We start from the raw sequence: 19,695 nt of genomic DNA, 5'->3' as shown, positions 1-19,695 counted from the left end.
AAAAAACACCAACCCCAAACAGATGTAACCACCACAACATAAAAAACTGCCATAAAAGATACAAAATAACGACAAACGCCAAAAAACTGTCGAATTTTAATGCTAATTGTCAGCAATAAGTTGTAAAATATTGTTTAATAAATGTAGGATGCACTAAAGTGACCATTTCAATAGCTAACTCACTGTTGCTTAATGGAATATGTTCGATTAATAAATTTGTCGACTACACTCAATAATAATAACCCTGTAAAAGGATCATCAGTCTCTATGACTATTCCTATTTTGATATGCGATGACTCAGGATTAGCCAGAAAGCAAATGGCCCGAACCTTGCCCAAAGAATGGGACGTTGATATCAGTTATGCCACCAATGGCGCTGAAGGACTCGAGGTTATTCGAGCAGGTAAAGGCGAGATAGTATTTCTCGACCTTAATATGCCTGTTATGGACGGTTATGAAGTATTAGAAGCCATTCAAAAAGAAGACTTACCCGCGCTGGTCATCGTGGTGTCTGGTGATATTCAAATTAAAGCCCATGAGCGAGTCAAAGCTCTAGGTGCACTCGACTTTATACAAAAGCCTGTTAGTGCAGAATCCATTAGTAATATCCTCGAAGAATACGGCATTCTCACATTAGCGTTGAAAGATGCAAGTAATGACACCCCAATGTTTGAAGTCGATTTACGTGATGCTTGCCAAGAAATAGCCAACGTTGCAATGGGACGAGCCGCAGACTTATTAGCGACTCTATTAGATGTGTTTGTCATGCTGCCTATCCCTAATGTTAACGTCCTCGAAGTGAGTGAGCTCACTATGGCGCTAAAAGCGACCGAAGAAAGCTCAAAAATATCAGCTTTATGCCAAGGCTTTATCGGTGCAGGAGTGGCTGGTGAAGCATTACTGTTATTCCATGATTCAAGCTTTGAAGACATGGCAAAACTAATGGGCCATAAAAACCCAAAAGATGCTAACAATGAAATTGAAGTGTTAATCGACACCGGTAATGTACTTATCGGCGCGTTTCTAAATGGTATTTCTGAGCAACTAGACATGAAGTTTAGCCAAGGGCACCCTGTGGTTTTAGGGCGTCACTGCACAGTTAATGAACTCATTCATGATAACTCTGAAAAATGGCAGCGCACCTTAGCAATGGAGATCAATTACCAAATTGAAAACCATGATGTTCAGTGTGATTTATTACTGCTATTTACTGAAGACTCAATACCAACGCTTAATTTTAAGCTGGGTTACTTACTCGATTAATCACACTTATTAGCGAAAATTCGCAAATAATTAAAATAATAAAAATGTTGGATGTTACTCATGTCTACTGATCAAAATGCAATGAACGAACTTCACTGGCTGATTGATATGGTGCAAACCATAGAAGTTGGGCTGGTCGTATTAGATCGTAATTACAACATCCAACTATGGAACGGGTTCATGGAAAACCACAGTGGTGTGTCGCCTAACACCATTAAGGGTAAAAACCTGTTTGAAACCTTTCCTGATTTACCTAATGAGTGGCTTACCCAAAAAATGGAGTCGGTTTTCTTACTTAGAAACCGCTCATTCATCAGCTGGGAACAACGGCCCAATGTGTTCGAGTTTAAAAACTATCGTCCAATTACTGGCCGTGCAGATCACATGTACCAAAACATCACTTTGCTGCCACTGGCTTCGCTCACTGGCAATATTACACATATCAGCATCATTGTTTATGACGTCACAGATGTCGCCATCAACAAACTCCAACTAAAAGCTGCTAATGAGCAATTAGAAAAGCTCAGCCAAACCGATAGCCTGACTCAACTGTTCAATCGTCGCCACTGGCAAGAGTGCTTTGAGAAAGAGTACGAACGCTTTGCGCGTTATGGGGAAAGCGGCAGCATGATCATGATTGATATCGATAATTTCAAACAAGTTAATGATAAATACGGTCATCCAGCAGGCGATAAAGTGATTCAGAGTATTGCCCACATATTAAAGCAATCATTACGTGAAACCGACTTTGCTGGCCGTTATGGCGGTGAAGAGTTTGCGGTAGTGCTGACCAATACAAACGCTGACGAATCAAAATACTTTACTGAGCGCTTACGTAAAAAAATCGAAGCTTCTCAAGTGGTATACAAGAATCAAATAATTAAGGTGACGATTAGTATTGGGGTCAATGCCTTAACTGAGGACGTCAAAACAAGTTCGAGTTGGTTATCTGGTGCTGACAAGGCCTTGTACCTTTCAAAAGAGAATGGTCGTAACCAAACGTCGATATACAAAGATTAGTGCTAAACAATATGAAATGGCCCTGTGCAGAAATAAAAAGCCCACTCATATGAGTGGGCTTTTTATTATCTTTTTAGATGAGGTGCTAAGAGAGTCGCTTAAAACTCCTCTTCTTCGTCATCAAGGTCTTCTTCATCACCGACAAAGAATGTCCCCCAACCGTCATAATCCACTTTTTGCTTTTGCGCTAAAATCATTAATTGCTCGCAAGCTTTATCTAATAAGTCAGCTTCAAGCGCATGGTTAGCAATCGCATCAAAACAGAAAATAATTGAGCCATCTTCGAGCTCCATTTCTTCGGCATCATTCACTTCAAAACCAAGTTTAAATGCATCAACCGCCGCTTTTTCTAAACGGTCAAAATTAGTCGAAGAAAAGTGATGCTCAATAGTGTATTCGGCATCGGCTTGCGAACCATCATCAAGCAAAGCTTGAATAATTTCACGATTCTCAGCAAACTGCTCTTTTAATAGACCTTCAATAGACATGGAGTAACTCCGTTAACAAAATAATGCGGCTAATCGCTAATTATACGTGATAAATCTACTGAGGTTTAGCCATTAATGCCGATGCTTCTTGATTTAATTCCGCCAAACGTGCTGACATGGCTTCATGCACTTTTGCACAGAGCTTTTTAACATCCGCTTTATCAACATTTTCAGTAGACATTGGTGCCATCATTTCCACAATCACAACACCGTTATTCCAACGATTTAATTTAATGTGATTTTGACAAGAGGCCAGCACAGGAACAATAGATGCCTTGGCAGCAATAGCAGTATGAAAAGCGCCAACTTTAAAAGGTAATAAGCCACGCCCTCTAGAACGTGTTCCTTCAGGGAAAATCCACACTGAAAGTAACTTATTTTTCATTTTTTCAACGGTTTTAGCCATCGTATCAAATGCACTATGGCGATTTTTACGGTCGATTAAAATATTACCCGACAGCCAATATATTTGCCCAAACAGCGGCATCCACGCCAAACTTTTCTTACCTAGGCTCACAGTTGCTTTAGGCACTGCAGATGTATGAGTAAACAAATCAAAGTTGTTTTGATGGTTAGCTAAATATATTTTTGGTTCTTTTTGAGTTTCTTCAGTGGCATGACGGGTGATCACCTTTATGCCTAGAATGGGTGCAACTGAAGAAAAAATACGAGCAATAACATGGACATTATCACGATGCATAGGTCTAACAAGACAAAGAATTATTGCGAAAAAAAACGCCAGTGTTAATAACACTGCAAGAATAATTGAACGAGCAATTAACAGCACAAGCAGACTCCTGCGAAGAAAGTGGCGACAGTATAGCCAGCACAGTTGCTGGACTCAATGGTTTGTTTGATTTCAGTTTACATTTGTAAGCTTAAAATATTATACACTAGCCCAGATAAAAGAATGGTGCGTTAACATTAACGCACCATTAATTCTGTAACCTGGCTGCTCAACACGACACCACTACGCTTTGCAATAAGCCATTAATCAACCGCTTTAGACTGATTAAATGACAAAATTGTCCGCATAGTAATGGCACTGAAAGCTAACGCTGCCACAATGGCCGCACCGCTAGGCAGATCATAACTGGCCGAGAGTATAAGCCCTGCAAGGTATCCAACAAATCCAACCACATAAGCCAGAGCAAGTTGCCCTTTGCCTAAATACTTGTTCAATGCAAGCGCTGGCAATATCAAAGTACTAAAGACTAAATACACACCAACAAGCTCAACTGATAGCGTAATCACTATCGCGAACAAGAAGTAGAACCCAGAACCATCAAGTACTTGTGGTCTAAACACCACAAGTAGCAATATCGCAGCAGACACTATGGCTGGCAACACAAGCTGAGACCAATTAACCCATAATATTTGACCCGACATTAATTGCTTTAATAACTCTGCTCCATGAGGATCATTTGACAGCAGCAGCATAGCTGCCACAGCACTAAGCACATAAAAGCAACCAATGATCGCTTCAAGCTCATCAGCAAAGCGTTTTGAAAGCCAAGCAATAAAGCCAGCTCCCGCTAAAGCGAACAATGCTGGCATCCATACATGCGAGAAAGGTAACTCCTCAATGCTATGATCCATATGCGATACAATCGCGCCTAAAGCCGCCACTTGTGCTATCGCTAAATCGATAAAGATTATTCCGCGCTTGAGCACTTGACGGCCTAATACCACATGCGTAGACAGCACCAGTATCCCCGCAACAAATGCGGGGAACAGTATTAGAAGCAGCTCAAGATCTAGCATAAGCTATTTCACCTCAGTGAGTAACGTAAGCACGCTATCATAGAGGCTAAATAGATCCTTGCTATCATCATTACCGCCCACAGACATCGGTAACATCAACACAGGCAAATCAGTTCTTTCACCAAGCCAATTTGCTCCGCGCTCATCTTGATATGAAGTGTATAATATCGCCATCACATCACCTTCTTGGCTACGGTTAACAAGCTTAGCTAGATGGCTACTGCTAGGCGGGATACCAGGTTTAGGTTCTAAATCAGCAACTTGCTCCATTCCTAGCCAGTTAAACAAGTAACGAAAGCTTGAGTGGTAAGCAATCACTTTCTTACCTTTAAGCCCTGCTGCTTTTTCTTCCCACAGAGGAATCGCTTTTTGCCACTTTTCAGTAAATGCAGCAAGGTTTGCTTGATAGCTCGCCGCCGAATCGGGATCGAGTTGACTCATCTTGGCCGATAACGCACCTGCGACTTGCAAGAGTCTTCGAGGATCAAAATGCAAGTGTGGATTACCTTTAGCGTGCACATCCCCCATTGAGCGATCAACTTGCTCAAGTTGATCGAGTGTTTCAATGTGTTCTGCCGCATAAAACAAACCAGCATCTGTTGAACGCACCTTATTATTCGATGCTTTCATTTGCAGCATCGGCAGCCAACCTACTTCAAGGTCTGCACCAGCACAAACAACAAGGTCTGCTTGACGCATTTTGGCAATCAAGCTTGGTCTAGCTTGTACTTGATGCGGGTCTTGTAGAGCACTCGTCGCCGAATACACTTTCGCATCGGGTGCTAGCTCTTGTGCTAACGCAGCGTACTCAGGCTCACATGCAAACACATTTAATTTTGCATTTGCAGAGCCTGCCAAAAAGGCACTGCATAAAGCACCTATGGCGATAAGTTTCTTAGAATTGATGCGCACCGTGAGCTCCTAATGTCATAACATACTGAAGAGTGACGATGTTATCGTCTTCAAAACCATCAAAGTTGGTACCCTTCTGATTAGTATATTGTAGACGTACTGTTGAGAAGTGACTGTGATGCCACGCTAAACTAAGCTCGGTTTCTTTAAGCTTTTGCGCATCTAAATGATCGCCATGAGCTTCGAATGTATCAACTTCACCGTAACGTAAACCCGCTGACCAATTAGGAGAGAACTGGTAAACACTGCTTAAGTACCAACCTTCATGGTAGTCATTATTACTTTCTTCACCGTGAGCATCATGCTCTTCATGATCATGTTCCTCTTCAAATGAGAAGATATCATTCACACGGAAGTACTCACCGCTCACTGTTAAGTGTTGGTATTTATAGTTACCATTTGGAGCCCATTTGTAGACGAAGTCGGCGATGTAAGTGTTTTCACCCGTGTAGGATGCACTATGAGTATGACCTTCATGATCGTGGTCGTCATCAGTATGTTCTTCGTGCTCATCTTCGCCTTCTACAACACCTTGACCATTTGAGTTACGTAAGTAGCTTAAGCCCACCTGCCATGAACTTGATAAGCCAATATCACCACCAAATTTAGTGAAAGCTGAATAAACACCTACCGTGTCGAAATCGCGCTCGCCATGCTCATCTTCGGCGCGCATCTTGTCACCTTTGAACGCTTCAACACCCATTGTCCAATATAGATCAGTTGGCGCAACATAAGTTAAACGCACACCGTCATCAAAATAATGGCCACCCATAAAGGCACGGTAAGCACCGGGACGGTCTACGAATGCATCTGTGTGTAAATGCTGGTTATTTAAGTAACCCACATCAGATAAGAAACGACCTGCACGAATACCTAAACCAGCTGGTAGACCCATGGTTTGAATAAAGGCTTCTTCAAGTTCAATTTCAGTTTCGCCATCGTGGCTTTCTAATATTGCGGTCACTTTACCGTAAAACATGTCATCTATATTGGCACTGATGGCCAGTTCAGTTTCACCTAAACCAAATCCTTCTTCACGGCCGCCTAAGCCACGATCGCCAGATTGATAAAAACCATCAAGCACAGCACTGATATTAGGGTTAGTTAAACTTGAATCTTCTGCAATCGCATGTGATGAAACGATAGCGCACGCAGCGGCAACCAATGAAAGGCGTTTGTTTAAATAAGACATTTTATCTCCAAAATACAACAAGTATTCGGCTATCCATTTTGATAGTCGAATCAATTGCTCACACGTAAACCAATAAACGGCCGTGTTTAATGAGCATAATAATTATTAAAAATATGTTGATTAGGAGAAAACAGGAGGGGCGCGACTGTGATAAACGACCTGATGTACGCTGTATGAAACAACAATAAACTCAACTGCAGACTCAAAGGTTTGTTTAGCTACTGCAAGTTTGAATTCAGTACTAGGAAGTGTTTTATTTAACTGATGTTGATGAAAGCATAAAGTACAGTGTGTACTTGCCCCTTCATCATGATGGCTTGAGTCATGTGCAGATACCGCAAACGACAAAAGCACCAGCATGGCTGAAAGCCAAACTGCTATTCCTTGTCTTATTCGCGTCGAATTAATCAATGCACACATCTCAATTAGTTTTAAAAATCGTGCTTATATTAAAAAATATTTAAAAAAAAGCAACCAATAGAATGTTACAAATCACTTTTTACAAAAATTTGTGACTTACAATAGCAACTTAAGCCGAACAAGATTATGCTATTTAAGATTAGCTTAAGCTGAAAAAGCTAAAATATTAGCCATATATAGCAACGTATACAGCCTAAATAGAGGATTTAACTATGATGAATTTGCTCAAAGACAACATCGGTATTATTTTAACCATGGTGATCATTGGTGTTGTTGTACTTGGCGGTATTTATTACGTTGAAGCAGCTTTAGAAAACCAAGTACAAGTTGTTGACTAATATTCAATTGATGGGTCTGTTATTTAAGCCCTTTTGATTTAAGCATCTTCCTCAGGTGCTTCTATCACAAGAAGATGATCCATCAAATGCGTTACCCCTGTTAATATCAGCGATAGCATAATCACAGGGGTAATGATATTAGCAAGTCCTGCCACAAAATATCCTGTAATAGCTGCAATCAAAGCCGTATAAAACCCTATCACTTTTAGCACTGTTAATATTCCGTGGCGCCCTAACCATGCCTGACAGTGGTAACACTGTATATGCGCAGAAAACCCTTTACCACGAGTTCCTGTAATTTTAGTCACTGAAATGGGTTTGTGACAATGAGCGCATTGCAAAACAGCCATATTAAATCTACCGAAAAATAAAAAGTGCGTAAGTCTAGCAAATTATCGTCAAACTTCCCGCAATAACTTATCATTAGATTTCTACTATATTGACAGGAAGTTTTACCATGCCAAGAATTCTGTTTATTATTTGCTGTTTTTTCAGTGTAATTAGCTTTTCTGGTGCCAGTTATGCAGCTGAAGTCAGCCCAGCAACCGATAATAAAATTCAACAATTACAACAAAAGATCGATACCGATATTATCTGGCTCAAAACCGCTAAAGGTGAATTAAAAGACGTCAGCGAATATCGTATCCGAAACAAAACCAATTTATTGCGTGAAGAATTGGCGACCCTCGTAAATCAACCTGATCCAGATGTTGGATACCTAGTACCACAGGTAAACAAACAATTGGTGTTTCTTGATAAAGTTGGTCAGTACCTTGACGAAAGAGTCAATGGATTAAAGCTTCAATTAGGCGGTGATAATGATGCGTCAATTATGCAGAAAATCATCAAGCGAGAAGAAGACCGCGATCATTTTCTTGAAGCTGAACTCGAAACCATTAATTGGGGCAAGACCCTTAACATTAATGTCGACAATGCTGAAGCTGCATTGAAAGCAGAAGTACTACTCCGCGCTGATTATTTTGAAAGTTTAGTAACCTATACTCAGGCACAGTTAAAAATTGCCATAGCCGATGCATCTGATGCAGGAGCCGATATTACCGCAGAGCAAAAAAGTGAAGTCAATTTGCTTAAAGATCGCCTAGCCATGCACACAGAAAGCTTAAATGTTGCTGTTAATATGATGGAATCATTAGGCGAAGATACCACTCAGATTAAACAAACCCTATTTAGTGTTTCAGGTGATATCACTCAAGATGTACTTAATTTTGACGTAGCGTCAAGCCTAATTGAAGAATGGATGACTATTGCTAAAAACCAAGCATTAGAGAATGGCGCAGGTATTACGTTTAAAGTGATCATCTTTTTAATCATTTTATTTTTAGCAAGCTTAGTCGCTAAGCTAGTTCGTAAGGTCGTTCGCAAAGCCGTTAATTCATCTAAATTAAATTTCAGTATGCTACTGCAAGATTTCTTTACCTCAATCTCAGGTAACGTTATTTATGTGCTGGGTTTGCTGATTGCGCTATCACAGCTTGGGTTTGAGTTAGCACCATTATTGGCTGGTTTCGGTATTGCTGGTGTAATTATTGGTTTTGCATTGCAAGACACCTTATCAAACTTTGCGTCTGGCATGATGATCTTAGTCTACCGTCCTTTCGATGTCGGCGACTTGATAAATGCTGCGGGTGTCACAGGACGAGTAAGTCACATGAGCTTAGTGTCAACCACAGTTAAAACCTTAGATAATCAACGATTAATTGTTCCAAACAACAAAATTTGGGGTGATACCATTAATAATATCACCGTAGAGCGAGAACGCCGTGTGGATATGACATTTGGGATTGGTTACGGTGATGATATTCCTAAAGCTGAAAAGATTCTTACTGATATTGTTATGGCCCACCCTAAAGTGAAGCAATTCCCTGAGCCGATGATAAAGTTACACCTACTAGGTGAGTCATCAGTTGACTTTATTGTTCGCCCTTGGGCAGACCCAATCGATTATTGGGACGTTTATTGGGACATTACTCGCGAAGTGAAAATGCAGTTTGACGCACAAGGTGTGAGCATTCCATTCCCACAGCGCGATGTACATATTTACCACGAGAAAGCAGCGGACTAGCTCTGTAACTAGTCTTATAAATATTTTGACTACTGCAACAAAAAGCCCGAGTGAATTCACTCGGGCTTTTTAATTAGTTTTATTTAACTCTTGCCAGTTAATCGCTTTCAACTAATCAAGGTAAGTCATGTTACCGAGTAAGTGTGGGCGACGACCTTTGATATCGCGCATTTCAAAGCGCTTACCATTTTCCATACTTTCAAAAGCAAATGTCACTTGCGAAGGCATAAATACCGGCAATTTAAATTCAACCTCGACTTTGAAAGGACGATGACCAATAAATTGCATGAGTGCCGCTAGCGATCGTGCTTTAGACCACATGCCATGAGCCAACACACGTTCAAACCCAAAACGTTTAGACACTACAGGATGTAAGTGGATTAAATTATAATCTCCAGATGCTTTGGCATATTTACGGCCTAAGTCTTCCGGTAATGTCCACGTTTGGACATCTTCCCATGCCATATCAGATGCCCGTGGTGGTCTTGCTCTACGCCCTTTTGACTCGATACGATAAAGGTAAGTTGATAACGCTTCCCAAACGAGTTCATCACCAACATAAATTTTAGAAACAAGTTCGAATTCAAGACCGGCATCTGTCGTTTGACTTGAAGTCAGCTCACAATGCACATCAAACACTTCATCTGCACCAATTGGGCGATATAAGCTGATACTGTTCTTTAAATGGATCATTCCGAGCAGCGGAAAGGTAATCGCTTTATCGGTAAAAATCGTGGCGTGCAATCTAAATGCAAGCACATACAAGAAGGTTGGCGGCAGAATTTTACCGTCAAAATCAAACTCGCACACTTCAGCATACTGGTTGATTTTCTTGCCAGCGACTTCAATCCCTTTAGCCTGTACTTTCACATTCGGCAAAGGTTGTTCATCCCAACCGGGCTTACGGGTCAGTAATATCTTTCGATATAATGACAACAAAGATGGCATCGAAGCTAATTCTATAGCGTAATCGTTACTCAAATGAGTTACCTTTTCTGTAAATAACGGAAAACGCAGTATTTAGCTAACCTAAACACTGCGTTATAAATTGTTTCATTGGTATTATTATACATCTAGATTGGTAACATCAGTCAAAAAATGACTAACATTGCTAATTAATCAAGAATTAAATTCACATTCCTAATACGCATTACACCTCATTTCCCAACAATCAACCACGCTTAGCCCTGATTTTTGTAACAACTCTGGCAGGGCTTGCTGACCAACAACATGGCCAGCACCGACGATCACAAACAGTTTTTGGTAATCGGTTTGGGCTAACATATCCACAATTCGCTGCGTCATAGTATGGTTTCGCTGCCAAAGTAATTTGTCGAGTAACTCATCAGAATCTTCTGCTTGGTGCTCCATAATATCTGCAATGGCTTGATGGTCGCCGCTACGCCACGCCGAAACAAGTTTTAGCATTTCGTCATCGGTTGCATTGATCGCTTCATCCAATAATTGCGCTTGGGTTTTATCTGAAAAAGAAGAAATGAGGTCAAACTGAAATTCCACGCTTTCTAGTTCAAGTAATGGTTTTGCAGGATCCCGAGCTATAAAAGTCACATCGACCCCCGCTTCAGGTGTTAAGCCTAAAGCAGCAAATCGCGATACCCCAATTTGATTTGCTTGTAGCCAAGTAGCTAAAGGCTTTAATCCATCACACATGGTTTGATTCTGGCCACAAAACACTGGATATAAGCGGGCAATATCTGGCTGTTTTGCTTTGGCAAAACCATACTCTTGCAGAAGCTGTTGCACATTAGCTCTAGTCACATCCGCTTCAATCACTAAGGCATCAGACTCCACAAAAGCTTGCTCAATCTGCAGTGGTAAAGGATAAAAATCAGCTTTACCAATATGAATAGAACCTAATAAGTAGACTTCTTTGCCTTGGTAGTTTGCTTTAAAAAATGGTGGTTTATCTGAATCCGCGGCAAAGACACTACCACCAACTAACAATGATAAAACCACCAGTGCGTATACTTTTTTGCTGTAAAACTGCAGCATCATTGCGATTTTTAACGGTATTTGACTTGTTAGTACCATGCCAGCCCCTTATAATTTAGCTTAATATTATGATGTTAAATGAGGCTATCATGCCGTATACCCAAGTTATCCATCAATTAAAAGAAAGTCTACAAACAGGATACCGCCAAGCCATTGATGCCGATAAAAGACTCGATGAGTTGCGTCAAGCTGGCCATGGTAAGTTTGTGGCAATTTTCACAGAAGAACAAGGCTTTAGCCAAAAAAGCAACCGCTTTTTACCCTATGTTCAGGAACTTGCGAATGAGTTAGAAGAGCTACAAGGCCTAACCCATATTCCACCTGAAGCGCTGGAAGCCCACGTGAAAAAAATTGGTGCTTTACTGCAAACCCTGCATTTGTTTAAGCAAAATACTAAATAAGCCAACTAAGCATATTCACGTAACGCAGCCTTCTGGCTGCGTTTTAGTTTTATCGACAGTTTTATCATCTGAAACAAAATACTCCGCACAAATCACTCATACAAAACACTCAAAAACTTTTAGTCGCCCATATTCACACTTGAAGACTTTATTTCACCATGAACACTTTTCAAGTTAATACTTTGATTTTAATAACTTACTCAGCATAGCCGACATAATTCTGTCATTTTTCTGCAATAGACTGACCCAATTACTTTTTGATGGGATTGATAGAATGAGCGTTATAGATCTAGAAAAAGAACTGACTAAGATTATAAATAAGCAATCTATTAAAGCCATTTTTCAGCCTATTTTTAATATTGGCAATCAAAAGGTTCATGGCTTTGAAGCTTTAAGCCGCGGCCCTGAACACAGCACACTTTATTCACCCGTTCCATTATTCAAAACCGCAGAGCATCATGGAAAACTCAGCGAGTTAGAAACCCTTTGTCGCAGCATTTCTATCAATGCTTTTAAAACCAGTAAGCTTAACGGTAAGCTTTTTATCAATATTTCTCCAAAAGCATTACTCGACCCTGAGCATCCAAAAGGCTTAACCTTACAGCTGATAAATCAAATGGGGTTGCGACCAGAAGATGTCGTAATTGAGTTGTCTGAGCAATACCCTGCTGACGATATCGATTTACTCAAAGATTGCTTAAATCATTATCGAAATCAGGGGTTTTTAACTGCAATTGATGACTTAGGCGCTGGCTATTCAGGTTTACGTTTATGGTCAGAATTATCACCGGATTATGTCAAAATTGATCGTCACTTCATTCATCAAATTGATAGCACCGCAGTCAAGCAAGAGTTTGTCCGCTCAATCGTCGAGTTATGCCAAAATTTAACCTGCAAAGTTATTGCCGAAGGCATTGAAACCCCAGCAGAACTGACGATGCTTAAGCAACTCGGTGTCACATATTGCCAAGGCTACTTACTGGGGCGTCCCAATGCAAAACCTAATACCTATATGGATTCAGAATTGGTTTCCATTCCGATGGCTCCGCAAAATCGATACTGCGAAACAGCTGAGAGCTTATGCGTCCCAGCCAATATTGCCACACCAGATACGAAACTAAAGCAACTTAGTGAGCAATTTATTAACCAGCCAGCGTTACAAGCCATTGTTATTGCTGATAACGGACAAGCTCAAGGTATTGTCAGCCGAAATCATATCTTGGAATTATTTAGTACTCCCTACGGCAGAGCACTACATGAAAACCACCCTGCAAATGCGGTAATGGATAAACAAGTACTACAAATTGATGCCTGTGAGCCGTTATCGACTGTCAGCCAGTTACTGACATCAGAGCATTCAACCACTGTAGCGCAGCAATTTATTATTTTGCGCCATGATAAATTGATAGGAATAGGACATACCAAAGACCTATTGCAACGTATTACTGAACACCGAATTAAAGTCGCAAGGCATGCCAATCCCCTCAGCAACCTACCTGGAAACGTGCCAATTCAAGAAGAGTTAAAACGCTTACGAGCCCAGAAAAAATCCTTCTACTTAGCTTACTTCGACTTATGTCATTTTAAACCTTATAACGATATTTACGGTTTTTCACGTGGTGATGAAGTCATAATGGAAGTGGCGAATCTATTAACTCAACATCAGCATGAACGCTGCTTCGTTGGGCATGTGGGCGGGGATGATTTTGTGATGATTTGTACCTGCTTTGAGGCAATAAATCATAGCCAAGCAATTATTGAACAATTTGAGCATAGTAAACGCGCATTTTACAGTGAAGAACATTGGCTAGCACAAACGATACATGCCAAAGATCGACAAGACAATATGGTTGACCATCCACTGATATCCCTTTGTGTTGGCGTTTTATCACCTGAAGTCACTGTGAATACAACGGATCATGAGTTATCAATGCTTAGCGCTGAAGCGAAGAAACAAGCAAAGTTTGCTAAAAATGGCTTTTATGCCTTAAATCATAGCCAACAAAAAACGGCTTAATGAATAAGCCGTTTAGGTGTTGTTGCTACGATGAACTTAATGCTTAATGCTTAATGCTTAACGCTTGAACCATCAAATAGATAAGCCTAAGAGTTAGCTGTTAAAGCTTTGGTTCAACCGTTTTCTTTAACCAGTCTTTTAGCATGTCTGACTCATACTGAAATGGCTTTTGATTTCGCTTTGAGCTAGTTCCATACATAAAGTTCATATCAACTAACTTCTCGTCACCTGCCATAATCACTTTATCACCTTCAGTGATGCTGTAGGTAAAAGTCATTCTTGGCGGATATAAATCCTTCACGATACGAAGCTCGTTAGCCGTTGTTGCGCCAAATGTAGGACGTAAATCCCCCGCTAAATCAACATCCGAAACTTGCATCTCAAGCTTCTGATTCGGTTTAAGAAACTTTTCAGCTTCTTTATTCAAATTTTCAGTGATGGTATCAAAAAAGCGCTGCTGAAAACGCGACTTAACTTCTGTCGCAGTTTTCAAGTCTCGATAATTTTTAGGCTCTTGCCATTCGACTTTAACTACCCCTTCCTCAGTGACTGGATTTGGGACCACTTCTTCGTCTGCAATCGCTACATTACACATTAATGCGCCTGCAATAAGTAGATGTTTAATTTTCATATGTCGTCTCCTGGCTGTATATAACTCAAACCTAATTTATGCCATTAGTATAAAACCCTAACCTGTATATCAGCTTAACGTAAAGTGTTTAGGTTTGCTGTAGGAAATCGCCCCATTTACATGCAAGGTAAACAATTAATGGTTGAAATAACACCAATACCTGTTCAGTTTCTATTCAGCAAGCTTTCGCTAATATACATCCCAAGCAAACGCACAGAGCCAAACAAGGCAGCAGATAAACAAAAATCTGTTAGCGTCACTGCACATTATCGCTCAAGGAATTAGCGCAAATACTAACCTACGTGTACTACTGGAGTAATAATATGAACAACATCGCAACTCAAAAGACTTTTTCTACTGCCGGCATGACTAAAAAACTTTCTTTAGCCGCGACCTTCTTCGTTGCCCTAGTCGTTTCATCTTCAAGTTTCGCTTATCAATTTGATGTTGATGCTCAAGGCGAGCAAGCGATTAAAGAACATCACCAGTTAATGGAGCAACATATGGCTTCAGCAGAGCAAGAATACTCTGCAGAACTGAATCAAGACTTCGACAAGCAAATGAAAACGGCTGAAAGTAAGTTTTTAGACCAGAAATGCGAACAACGTGGAATGGACTTTGATAGCCAATCTGAGGTTTGCGAAGGCTAATCAGATAGAATACAAATACCATAAAAAATGCAGTCACTGATTAAGCAGTGGCTGCATTTTTTATGGGTAAATCATTAAGGCTGACTCATAAGAGATGCTTCATTAAAGATGATTCTTTAGCAATCGTTCACTAAAACGGAAAACGATCACTTAATTTAGGATAGTTTTTTCTCAAATCCTTTTTCTTGGTACTAAACTTTTTACCTTGAGGAGTATGCTGACCAGAAGGAACAAACGGTAATTCATCACCTGTTCTATCTTCATAAAGCTGACCTGCAACTAAATCATAATCTTCAATAAACGGGTAAGCAGAGCCGTCTTTAGTTGGCCACAAAGCTAACTCACCTAAAGTGTCAGGTTCAGCAATGATTTTGTTGTACCACTGCTCACCTAATGACAGTATGAACCCTCTAAACTCAGCAAAGGCATAATCTGAATCACAACCAGTTATGATGTATGCAGCCCCCCAGATTGCCCAACTGTAACTGCGGCGCATCTGTTGACCAAACATTTTATCAAATGCCGCCAATGACTCATCATCAAGCAAAGCCAGTTTCTCTTTTAAGGCATCGTGGCACTCTTGCTCGGATTGTTGTGGTGCACTTCGAGTCACTAGAGACCAAAATTCTGCGTCTGTCATTTTAATTTTCCTAAATTCTTTTCAAACAACTCACAAAACAGAGTCTACTCGCGCTATTCTACACCACATAAAATCTAAAACCTTACAGCCTATATCTAATCGTTATGAATAAACTCAGCACAATCAGCATTAAACCGCCGCGCAGGCTTATCATTTTGATGGCATTTTACGTATTGCTTTCTATTTTAGCGTTACTGCGTTCTTACTCCATCCAAGGTATAGACCTATTTACTATTGGTGTTATTCCTGTCCTTTTTGGGCTAATAAAACGTAGTCACTGGGCGGGAATGGTATTTAAAATTTATCTTGGAATCCAAACCCTTGCCGCATTAGCGTTAACAACCACTGCTGTCATCGCCTATCAAATTACCCCAGAGGATGTAAAAGTTGAATTTAATGGCATCAACATTCCCATTTCAGCAATTGCATTGTCAGTCTTTATCATTCTTGGGTTTCAGTATTGGGTCGCATTAAGTAAAAAAACCAAAGAATACTTGCAGCAAGTTTGTTAGTGGAAAACTGCGCAGATGTGTATTCAGGACCAAGCTTAAGTTAAAATAGGCGTTATAAGACTCAATTCAAATAATAAGAAGTAATAAAAATGAGCCATTTATCACCCAGTGAGTTATCCATTTTGCTGTTAGAACCTTCTGATGTTCAACGTAAAATTATCACAGCCAGATTAAATCAAGAAGGCGTTAATAGCATTCAAACCGCTTCGAGTATTACTGAAGCAAAAGAGATTATCGCCCGCCATACGCCAGATCTCATTGTCAGTGCATTACATTTTGAAGACGGTGAAGCAACCGAACTTTTAAGCTTCATTAAACAGAATAAAGCTTACCAAGATATTCAATTTATGCTGGTTTCTAGCGAATGCCGCCGTGAACAATTAGAGATATTTAGACAATCAGGTGTCGTTGCAATCTTACCCAAACCCTTTGATGCTGATCATCTCGCTACCGCACTGAACTCAACCATTGACTTAATCAGTAATGATGAGCTGGATTTGAGCCATTTTGATGTCCAAGATATTCGTACTTTGGTGGTTGATGATAGCCGCATGGCCCGTAACGTCATTAAACGTACCATTGGTAACTTAGGTATCAGAGTTATCAGTGAAGCAGAAGATGGCGCTCAGGCTATTGAATTAATGCAACAGCAAATGTTCGATTTGGTCATCACCGATTACAATATGCCAAGTGTTGATGGTTTAGCCTTGACACAATACATTCGCAACGAAAGTCAGCAATCACATATTCCCATTTTAATGGTTTCCTCTGAGGCCAATGATACTCATTTAAGCAATGTCTCTAGTGCCGGAGTTAACGCTTTGTGTGATAAGCCTTTTGAACCCAAACTTGTTAAACAACTCTTGTATCAACTGTTAGAGGAATAATATTTAGCTTTAGCTATTTAAGCTGACTGACATAATTGACTAGTCATATACGCCTTTGAAGTAGCTCAATCAGGTAATTTATCCCTAAAATGTCGTTTAAATGCCTTATAGCTACACATTTATCAGATAAAAGGCTTTCAAAGCCCCATGGCTTATGGCATGTTAATCTAGTTTTAAATAAACACATCTATGGAAAGCAGAGAATATCAACATGAACAAAAGTGAATTAATTGCAAAAATTGCAGAAAATGCTGAGTTAACTAAAGCTGAAGCTGGTCGCGCACTAAAGTCTTTTGAAGAAGCTGTTACTGAAGCCATGAAAAGTGGTGACAAAATTTCTATCGTAGGTTTTGGTTCTTTTGAAACCTCAGTTCGTGCAGCACGTACTGGCCGTAACCCACAGACCGGCAAAGAAATTCAAATCGCTGAAGCGACTGTACCAAAATTCAAAGCTGGTAAAACACTAAAAGATAGCGTTAATTAATTTAACAGCTTGAATTATAAAACCTCCTACTTGGAGGTTTTTTTATGCCTCAAACTTAATGCTACCTACTGAATCCTGCTGTAATAACGCACAACAAAAGTGCGCCTCCGCCTCATTTTAATGCAACATTTTTGCTACAAGTCGGTGCAAAACACACCAACCTCATGATATTAATGCATTTTTAAACATGGCACACCATTAGCAACACCTCATACAGATAAAATCAACATTGAACCAAGCTGCCCGATGAGCAAGCAATAGGTGCAATGAATAAGAAAAACTTGAGGGAATGAAAAATGAAAAAATCGTTATATAAAGCTATTGCGCTATCAACAGGTTTATTACTCAGTGGATCAGCATTAGCTGAAGTTACAGGTAATATTGGTGCGACATCTAACTACCTATGGCGTGGTGTGAGCCAAACAGATAATGGCGCTGCAGTTCAAGGTGGCATTGATTATGCTGCAGACTCTGGTTTTTATGTTGGCGGTTGGGCTTCAAATGTCGACTTTGGTGACGGCACCTCATACGAGCTGGATATTTACGCTGGTTACGGTGGCAATATCACAGAAGACTTAAGCTATGACATCAATTATCTTTATTACGCATACCCAGACTCTCCTGGTAGCGTAGATTTTGGTGAAGTGACTGTTGGTCTAGCATGGAAATGGTTAGATGTTTCATACTCTCATACAGTGAATGGCGGAGATGATATCGCTGCTGAACCATTAGATTCAAAAGACATGATGTATGCGCAAGCTAACCTAACCTTCCCATTAACTGAAAAGTTATCACTGGGCGTGCATTACGGTTACTCAGATGGTGATGTCATCACAAGCTGGTTCGGTACAGATAGCTACTCAGAATACAATGTTTCACTCAGTGCAGATACTGATTACGGTACAGTTTCATTTACTGCATCAGATACTGACTTAGACGAAGATGATGCTAAAATTGTACTAGGTTACTCATATAGCTTTGGATTATAAGACTTAATTAACGCTTTCAAAATTATGAAAGCTTGATTTAAGCATGTTAAGCACAAAAAACGCCACTCATTTGAGTGGCGTTTTTAATGACAAAAATAAAAGTTTTCAATTCTACAACTAAGCAAATATTTAAATAGCTGCTACATTCAAATTATGTCGCTAATTTGATGTTTTCGCTTATGTCTATTAGCCAAACTTTATCGTTTTACTAAACATTGACGTTGCTGGCACCAAGTAACCTGTGACACTCAGGGCAGATTTACCTTTCGCTTTTCACACTTGTTTGAGCACTGGCTCAGCATCGTCAGTTAACAATGACATAGAGGGTAGAATGATGGCCAATATTACTGAAACCATTCCCAATGACACTGAAATTGAAGCTATGGTCACGCCTAGAAACAAACGTTCAGCAGAAATAATTGAACGTAAAAGGCAGGTTAAACGACGTCTAGATGATTATTTAGAACAGGCAGAATTACGAAAAAATCTTGATGATGAGTTTTTTTGAATCAATTAACTCACTTATTGCTCGAGATTTTTATAAGTGAGTTAATTAAGCTAGCTGCACTTTTAATCATTACGATTTTAAAAAATAAGCAAGTCCACTGCATTCTAAATAAATAGAACAAGCTGGATAAATCATTTCACCGCAGTCAGTAATAATAAGCGCATTACCGCCTCTTTCTTTCGTTTGAACTTTCAGTTCTTTTTGCAAAGTATTCAAACTAGGCGCACCAAATTCTATTTGTTCGCGGGTGCTGGCGCAAAATGTTGTCACCACTTCACCTAATGGTTCGTTGTCGTGGTTATAAAGTTCGCTCGGTTGATATACCTCAACAGTAGAGGCTACTGCTTGATAGGTAATATATTGATCTGCATTGGTTCTAAATGACACGCCATTGCAACCACTTAGAAGTGCTGTTCCAATAAGTAATCCGCTGAATGTTTGTATCGCTTTTCTATTGAGTTTTATCATTTAATATCCCTTTAA

At 40.0% G+C, this 19,695-nt stretch carries 24 protein-coding genes; 12 read left to right on the top strand and 12 right to left on the bottom strand.

Annotation, left to right across the window (positions count from 1 at the left end):
- Window positions 1-267 precede the first annotated feature (267 nt).
- Entirely contained in the window at window positions 268-1,263 is a 996-nt protein-coding gene (locus QPX86_RS03570; protein WP_220752689.1) for a response regulator, read from the top strand.
- A gap of 60 nt (window positions 1,264-1,323) precedes the next feature.
- A complete protein-coding gene (locus tag QPX86_RS03565) occupies window positions 1,324-2,283 on the top strand; it encodes a GGDEF domain-containing protein (RefSeq protein WP_220752690.1) in 960 nt (319 codons plus the stop codon).
- Between the two features lie 98 nt (window positions 2,284-2,381).
- Here the strand turns inward: QPX86_RS03565 and rraB are convergent, their stop codons facing one another.
- From rraB to QPX86_RS03535, 6 genes are all read right to left on the bottom strand, one after another.
- Window positions 2,382-2,771, bottom strand: coding sequence for a ribonuclease E inhibitor RraB (gene rraB / locus QPX86_RS03560; protein WP_285164206.1), 390 nt, complete (start codon window positions 2,769-2,771; stop codon window positions 2,382-2,384).
- A 55-nt stretch (window positions 2,772-2,826) separates the two neighbouring features.
- Window positions 2,827-3,558, bottom strand: coding sequence for a 1-acylglycerol-3-phosphate O-acyltransferase (locus QPX86_RS03555; protein ID WP_220752692.1), 732 nt, complete (start codon window positions 3,556-3,558; stop codon window positions 2,827-2,829).
- A gap of 203 nt (window positions 3,559-3,761) precedes the next feature.
- Entirely contained in the window at window positions 3,762-4,535 is a 774-nt protein-coding gene (locus tag QPX86_RS03550) for a metal ABC transporter permease (protein WP_285164205.1), read from the bottom strand.
- Window positions 4,536-4,538: 3 nt separating this feature from the next.
- Window positions 4,539-5,447: a metal ABC transporter solute-binding protein, Zn/Mn family gene (locus QPX86_RS03545; RefSeq protein WP_407696617.1), complete on the bottom strand. Its 909-nt coding sequence runs from the start codon at window positions 5,445-5,447 to the stop codon at window positions 4,539-4,541.
- Window positions 5,431-6,639, bottom strand: coding sequence for a hypothetical protein (locus QPX86_RS03540; protein ID WP_220752695.1), 1,209 nt, complete (start codon window positions 6,637-6,639; stop codon window positions 5,431-5,433). The genes QPX86_RS03545 and QPX86_RS03540 overlap by 17 nt, the downstream gene beginning before the upstream one ends.
- 120 nt (window positions 6,640-6,759) lie before the next feature.
- Window positions 6,760-6,999: a DUF2946 family protein gene (locus tag QPX86_RS03535; RefSeq protein ID WP_407696627.1), complete on the bottom strand. Its 240-nt coding sequence runs from the start codon at window positions 6,997-6,999 to the stop codon at window positions 6,760-6,762.
- Window positions 7,000-7,271: 272 nt separating this feature from the next.
- Here QPX86_RS03535 and QPX86_RS03530 point away from each other — a divergent pair, with 272 nt between their 5' ends.
- Complete coding sequence (locus tag QPX86_RS03530) at window positions 7,272-7,397, top strand: hypothetical protein (RefSeq protein WP_259651232.1); 126 nt, start codon at window positions 7,272-7,274, stop codon at window positions 7,395-7,397.
- Window positions 7,398-7,435: 38 nt separating this feature from the next.
- On the opposite strand, the gene QPX86_RS03525 is transcribed toward QPX86_RS03530, so the two are convergent.
- A complete protein-coding gene (locus QPX86_RS03525; RefSeq protein WP_259651233.1) occupies window positions 7,436-7,747 on the bottom strand; it encodes a hypothetical protein in 312 nt (103 codons plus the stop codon).
- Window positions 7,748-7,854: 107 nt separating this feature from the next.
- On the opposite strand from QPX86_RS03525, the gene QPX86_RS03520 reads away from it, so the two are divergent.
- The gene (locus tag QPX86_RS03520; RefSeq protein WP_285164201.1) at window positions 7,855-9,480 is read left to right on the top strand and encodes a mechanosensitive ion channel family protein; all 1,626 of its coding nucleotides are present in this window, start codon (window positions 7,855-7,857) and stop codon (window positions 9,478-9,480) included.
- Window positions 9,481-9,591: 111 nt separating this feature from the next.
- Here the strand turns inward: QPX86_RS03520 and QPX86_RS03515 are convergent, their stop codons facing one another.
- Both QPX86_RS03515 and QPX86_RS03510 read right to left on the bottom strand, forming a co-directional pair.
- The gene (locus tag QPX86_RS03515; RefSeq protein WP_259651234.1) at window positions 9,592-10,461 is read right to left on the bottom strand and encodes a MaoC family dehydratase; all 870 of its coding nucleotides are present in this window, start codon (window positions 10,459-10,461) and stop codon (window positions 9,592-9,594) included.
- 159 nt (window positions 10,462-10,620) lie between these two features.
- Window positions 10,621-11,532, bottom strand: coding sequence for a TraB/GumN family protein (locus QPX86_RS03510; protein ID WP_285164200.1), 912 nt, complete (start codon window positions 11,530-11,532; stop codon window positions 10,621-10,623).
- Window positions 11,533-11,582: 50 nt separating this feature from the next.
- Between QPX86_RS03510 and QPX86_RS03505 the strand changes: the two genes are divergently transcribed.
- Window positions 11,583-11,894: a prephenate dehydrogenase gene (locus tag QPX86_RS03505; RefSeq protein ID WP_220752699.1), complete on the top strand. Its 312-nt coding sequence runs from the start codon at window positions 11,583-11,585 to the stop codon at window positions 11,892-11,894.
- A gap of 274 nt (window positions 11,895-12,168) precedes the next feature.
- On the top strand, window positions 12,169-13,911 hold the full coding sequence (locus QPX86_RS03500; protein ID WP_220752700.1) for a GGDEF domain-containing protein: 1,743 nt from the start codon (window positions 12,169-12,171) through the stop codon (window positions 13,909-13,911).
- A 100-nt stretch (window positions 13,912-14,011) separates the two neighbouring features.
- Here QPX86_RS03500 and QPX86_RS03495 read toward each other — a convergent pair whose 3' ends face one another.
- Window positions 14,012-14,542: a DUF3016 domain-containing protein gene (locus tag QPX86_RS03495; protein WP_220752701.1), complete on the bottom strand. Its 531-nt coding sequence runs from the start codon at window positions 14,540-14,542 to the stop codon at window positions 14,012-14,014.
- A gap of 323 nt (window positions 14,543-14,865) precedes the next feature.
- Between QPX86_RS03495 and QPX86_RS03490 the strand changes: the two genes are divergently transcribed.
- Window positions 14,866-15,192, top strand: a complete 327-nt coding sequence (locus QPX86_RS03490) for a hypothetical protein (protein ID WP_220752702.1) — start codon at window positions 14,866-14,868, stop codon at window positions 15,190-15,192.
- A gap of 130 nt (window positions 15,193-15,322) precedes the next feature.
- Here the strand turns inward: QPX86_RS03490 and QPX86_RS03485 are convergent, their stop codons facing one another.
- A complete protein-coding gene (locus QPX86_RS03485) occupies window positions 15,323-15,832 on the bottom strand; it encodes a DUF4240 domain-containing protein (protein WP_220752703.1) in 510 nt (169 codons plus the stop codon).
- Window positions 15,833-15,990: 158 nt separating this feature from the next.
- On the opposite strand from QPX86_RS03485, the gene QPX86_RS03480 reads away from it, so the two are divergent.
- The 5 genes from QPX86_RS03480 (at window position 15,991) to QPX86_RS03460 (ending at window position 19,212) form a co-directional block, all read left to right on the top strand.
- Entirely contained in the window at window positions 15,991-16,344 is a 354-nt protein-coding gene (locus tag QPX86_RS03480; protein WP_259651235.1) for a hypothetical protein, read from the top strand.
- An 89-nt stretch (window positions 16,345-16,433) separates the two neighbouring features.
- Window positions 16,434-17,231 carry a response regulator transcription factor gene (locus tag QPX86_RS03475; RefSeq protein ID WP_220752705.1) on the top strand — a complete coding sequence of 266 codons (798 nt, stop codon included), beginning with the start codon at window positions 16,434-16,436 and terminating at the stop codon, window positions 17,229-17,231.
- 211 nt (window positions 17,232-17,442) lie between these two features.
- Window positions 17,443-17,715, top strand: a complete 273-nt coding sequence (locus tag QPX86_RS03470; RefSeq protein WP_102526648.1) for an HU family DNA-binding protein — start codon at window positions 17,443-17,445, stop codon at window positions 17,713-17,715.
- 296 nt (window positions 17,716-18,011) lie between these two features.
- Window positions 18,012-18,704 carry a TorF family putative porin gene (locus QPX86_RS03465; protein ID WP_220752706.1) on the top strand — a complete coding sequence of 231 codons (693 nt, stop codon included), beginning with the start codon at window positions 18,012-18,014 and terminating at the stop codon, window positions 18,702-18,704.
- 331 nt (window positions 18,705-19,035) lie between these two features.
- Entirely contained in the window at window positions 19,036-19,212 is a 177-nt protein-coding gene (locus QPX86_RS03460; RefSeq protein WP_220752731.1) for a hypothetical protein, read from the top strand.
- Between the two features lie 69 nt (window positions 19,213-19,281).
- Here the strand turns inward: QPX86_RS03460 and QPX86_RS03455 are convergent, their stop codons facing one another.
- The gene (locus QPX86_RS03455) at window positions 19,282-19,680 is read right to left on the bottom strand and encodes a hypothetical protein (RefSeq protein ID WP_285164195.1); all 399 of its coding nucleotides are present in this window, start codon (window positions 19,678-19,680) and stop codon (window positions 19,282-19,284) included.
- Window positions 19,681-19,695: the final 15 nt, after the last annotated feature.

Origin of the sequence: Shewanella goraebulensis, assembly GCF_030252245.1 — a bacterium.
Taxonomy (GTDB): domain Bacteria; phylum Pseudomonadota; class Gammaproteobacteria; order Enterobacterales; family Shewanellaceae; genus Shewanella; species Shewanella goraebulensis.
The sequence above is the reverse complement of the archived record's forward strand: the minus strand, read 5'-3'. Positions and strand labels throughout refer to the sequence as shown.

What these genes read in the sequence shown, in the direction of transcription:
- QPX86_RS03570 (WP_220752689.1), top strand. Translation starts at nt 268, where the DNA reads ATGACTATTCCTATTTTGATATGCGATGACTCAGGATTAGCCAGAAAG.
- QPX86_RS03565 (WP_220752690.1), top strand. Translation starts at nt 1,324, where the DNA reads ATGTCTACTGATCAAAATGCAATGAACGAACTTCACTGGCTGATTGAT.
- rraB (WP_285164206.1), bottom strand. Translation starts at nt 2,771, where the DNA reads ATGTCTATTGAAGGTCTATTAAAAGAGCAGTTTGCTGAGAATCGTGAA.
- QPX86_RS03550 (WP_285164205.1), bottom strand. Translation starts at nt 4,535, where the DNA reads ATGCTAGATCTTGAGCTGCTTCTAATACTGTTCCCCGCATTTGTTGCG.
- QPX86_RS03540 (WP_220752695.1), bottom strand. Translation starts at nt 6,639, where the DNA reads ATGTCTTATTTAAACAAACGCCTTTCATTGGTTGCCGCTGCGTGCGCT.
- QPX86_RS03535 (WP_407696627.1), bottom strand. Translation starts at nt 6,999, where the DNA reads ATGCTGGTGCTTTTGTCGTTTGCGGTATCTGCACATGACTCAAGCCAT.
- QPX86_RS03530 (WP_259651232.1), top strand. Translation starts at nt 7,272, where the DNA reads ATGATGAATTTGCTCAAAGACAACATCGGTATTATTTTAACCATGGTG.
- QPX86_RS03525 (WP_259651233.1), bottom strand. Translation starts at nt 7,747, where the DNA reads ATGGCTGTTTTGCAATGCGCTCATTGTCACAAACCCATTTCAGTGACT.
- QPX86_RS03520 (WP_285164201.1), top strand. Translation starts at nt 7,855, where the DNA reads ATGCCAAGAATTCTGTTTATTATTTGCTGTTTTTTCAGTGTAATTAGC.
- QPX86_RS03510 (WP_285164200.1), bottom strand. Translation starts at nt 11,532, where the DNA reads ATGGTACTAACAAGTCAAATACCGTTAAAAATCGCAATGATGCTGCAG.
- QPX86_RS03505 (WP_220752699.1), top strand. Translation starts at nt 11,583, where the DNA reads ATGCCGTATACCCAAGTTATCCATCAATTAAAAGAAAGTCTACAAACA.
- QPX86_RS03500 (WP_220752700.1), top strand. Translation starts at nt 12,169, where the DNA reads ATGAGCGTTATAGATCTAGAAAAAGAACTGACTAAGATTATAAATAAG.
- QPX86_RS03495 (WP_220752701.1), bottom strand. Translation starts at nt 14,542, where the DNA reads ATGAAAATTAAACATCTACTTATTGCAGGCGCATTAATGTGTAATGTA.
- QPX86_RS03490 (WP_220752702.1), top strand. Translation starts at nt 14,866, where the DNA reads ATGAACAACATCGCAACTCAAAAGACTTTTTCTACTGCCGGCATGACT.
- QPX86_RS03485 (WP_220752703.1), bottom strand. Translation starts at nt 15,832, where the DNA reads ATGACAGACGCAGAATTTTGGTCTCTAGTGACTCGAAGTGCACCACAA.
- QPX86_RS03480 (WP_259651235.1), top strand. Translation starts at nt 15,991, where the DNA reads ATGGCATTTTACGTATTGCTTTCTATTTTAGCGTTACTGCGTTCTTAC.
- QPX86_RS03475 (WP_220752705.1), top strand. Translation starts at nt 16,434, where the DNA reads ATGAGCCATTTATCACCCAGTGAGTTATCCATTTTGCTGTTAGAACCT.
- QPX86_RS03470 (WP_102526648.1), top strand. Translation starts at nt 17,443, where the DNA reads ATGAACAAAAGTGAATTAATTGCAAAAATTGCAGAAAATGCTGAGTTA.
- QPX86_RS03465 (WP_220752706.1), top strand. Translation starts at nt 18,012, where the DNA reads ATGAAAAAATCGTTATATAAAGCTATTGCGCTATCAACAGGTTTATTA.
- QPX86_RS03460 (WP_220752731.1), top strand. Translation starts at nt 19,036, where the DNA reads ATGATGGCCAATATTACTGAAACCATTCCCAATGACACTGAAATTGAA.
- QPX86_RS03455 (WP_285164195.1), bottom strand. Translation starts at nt 19,680, where the DNA reads ATGATAAAACTCAATAGAAAAGCGATACAAACATTCAGCGGATTACTT.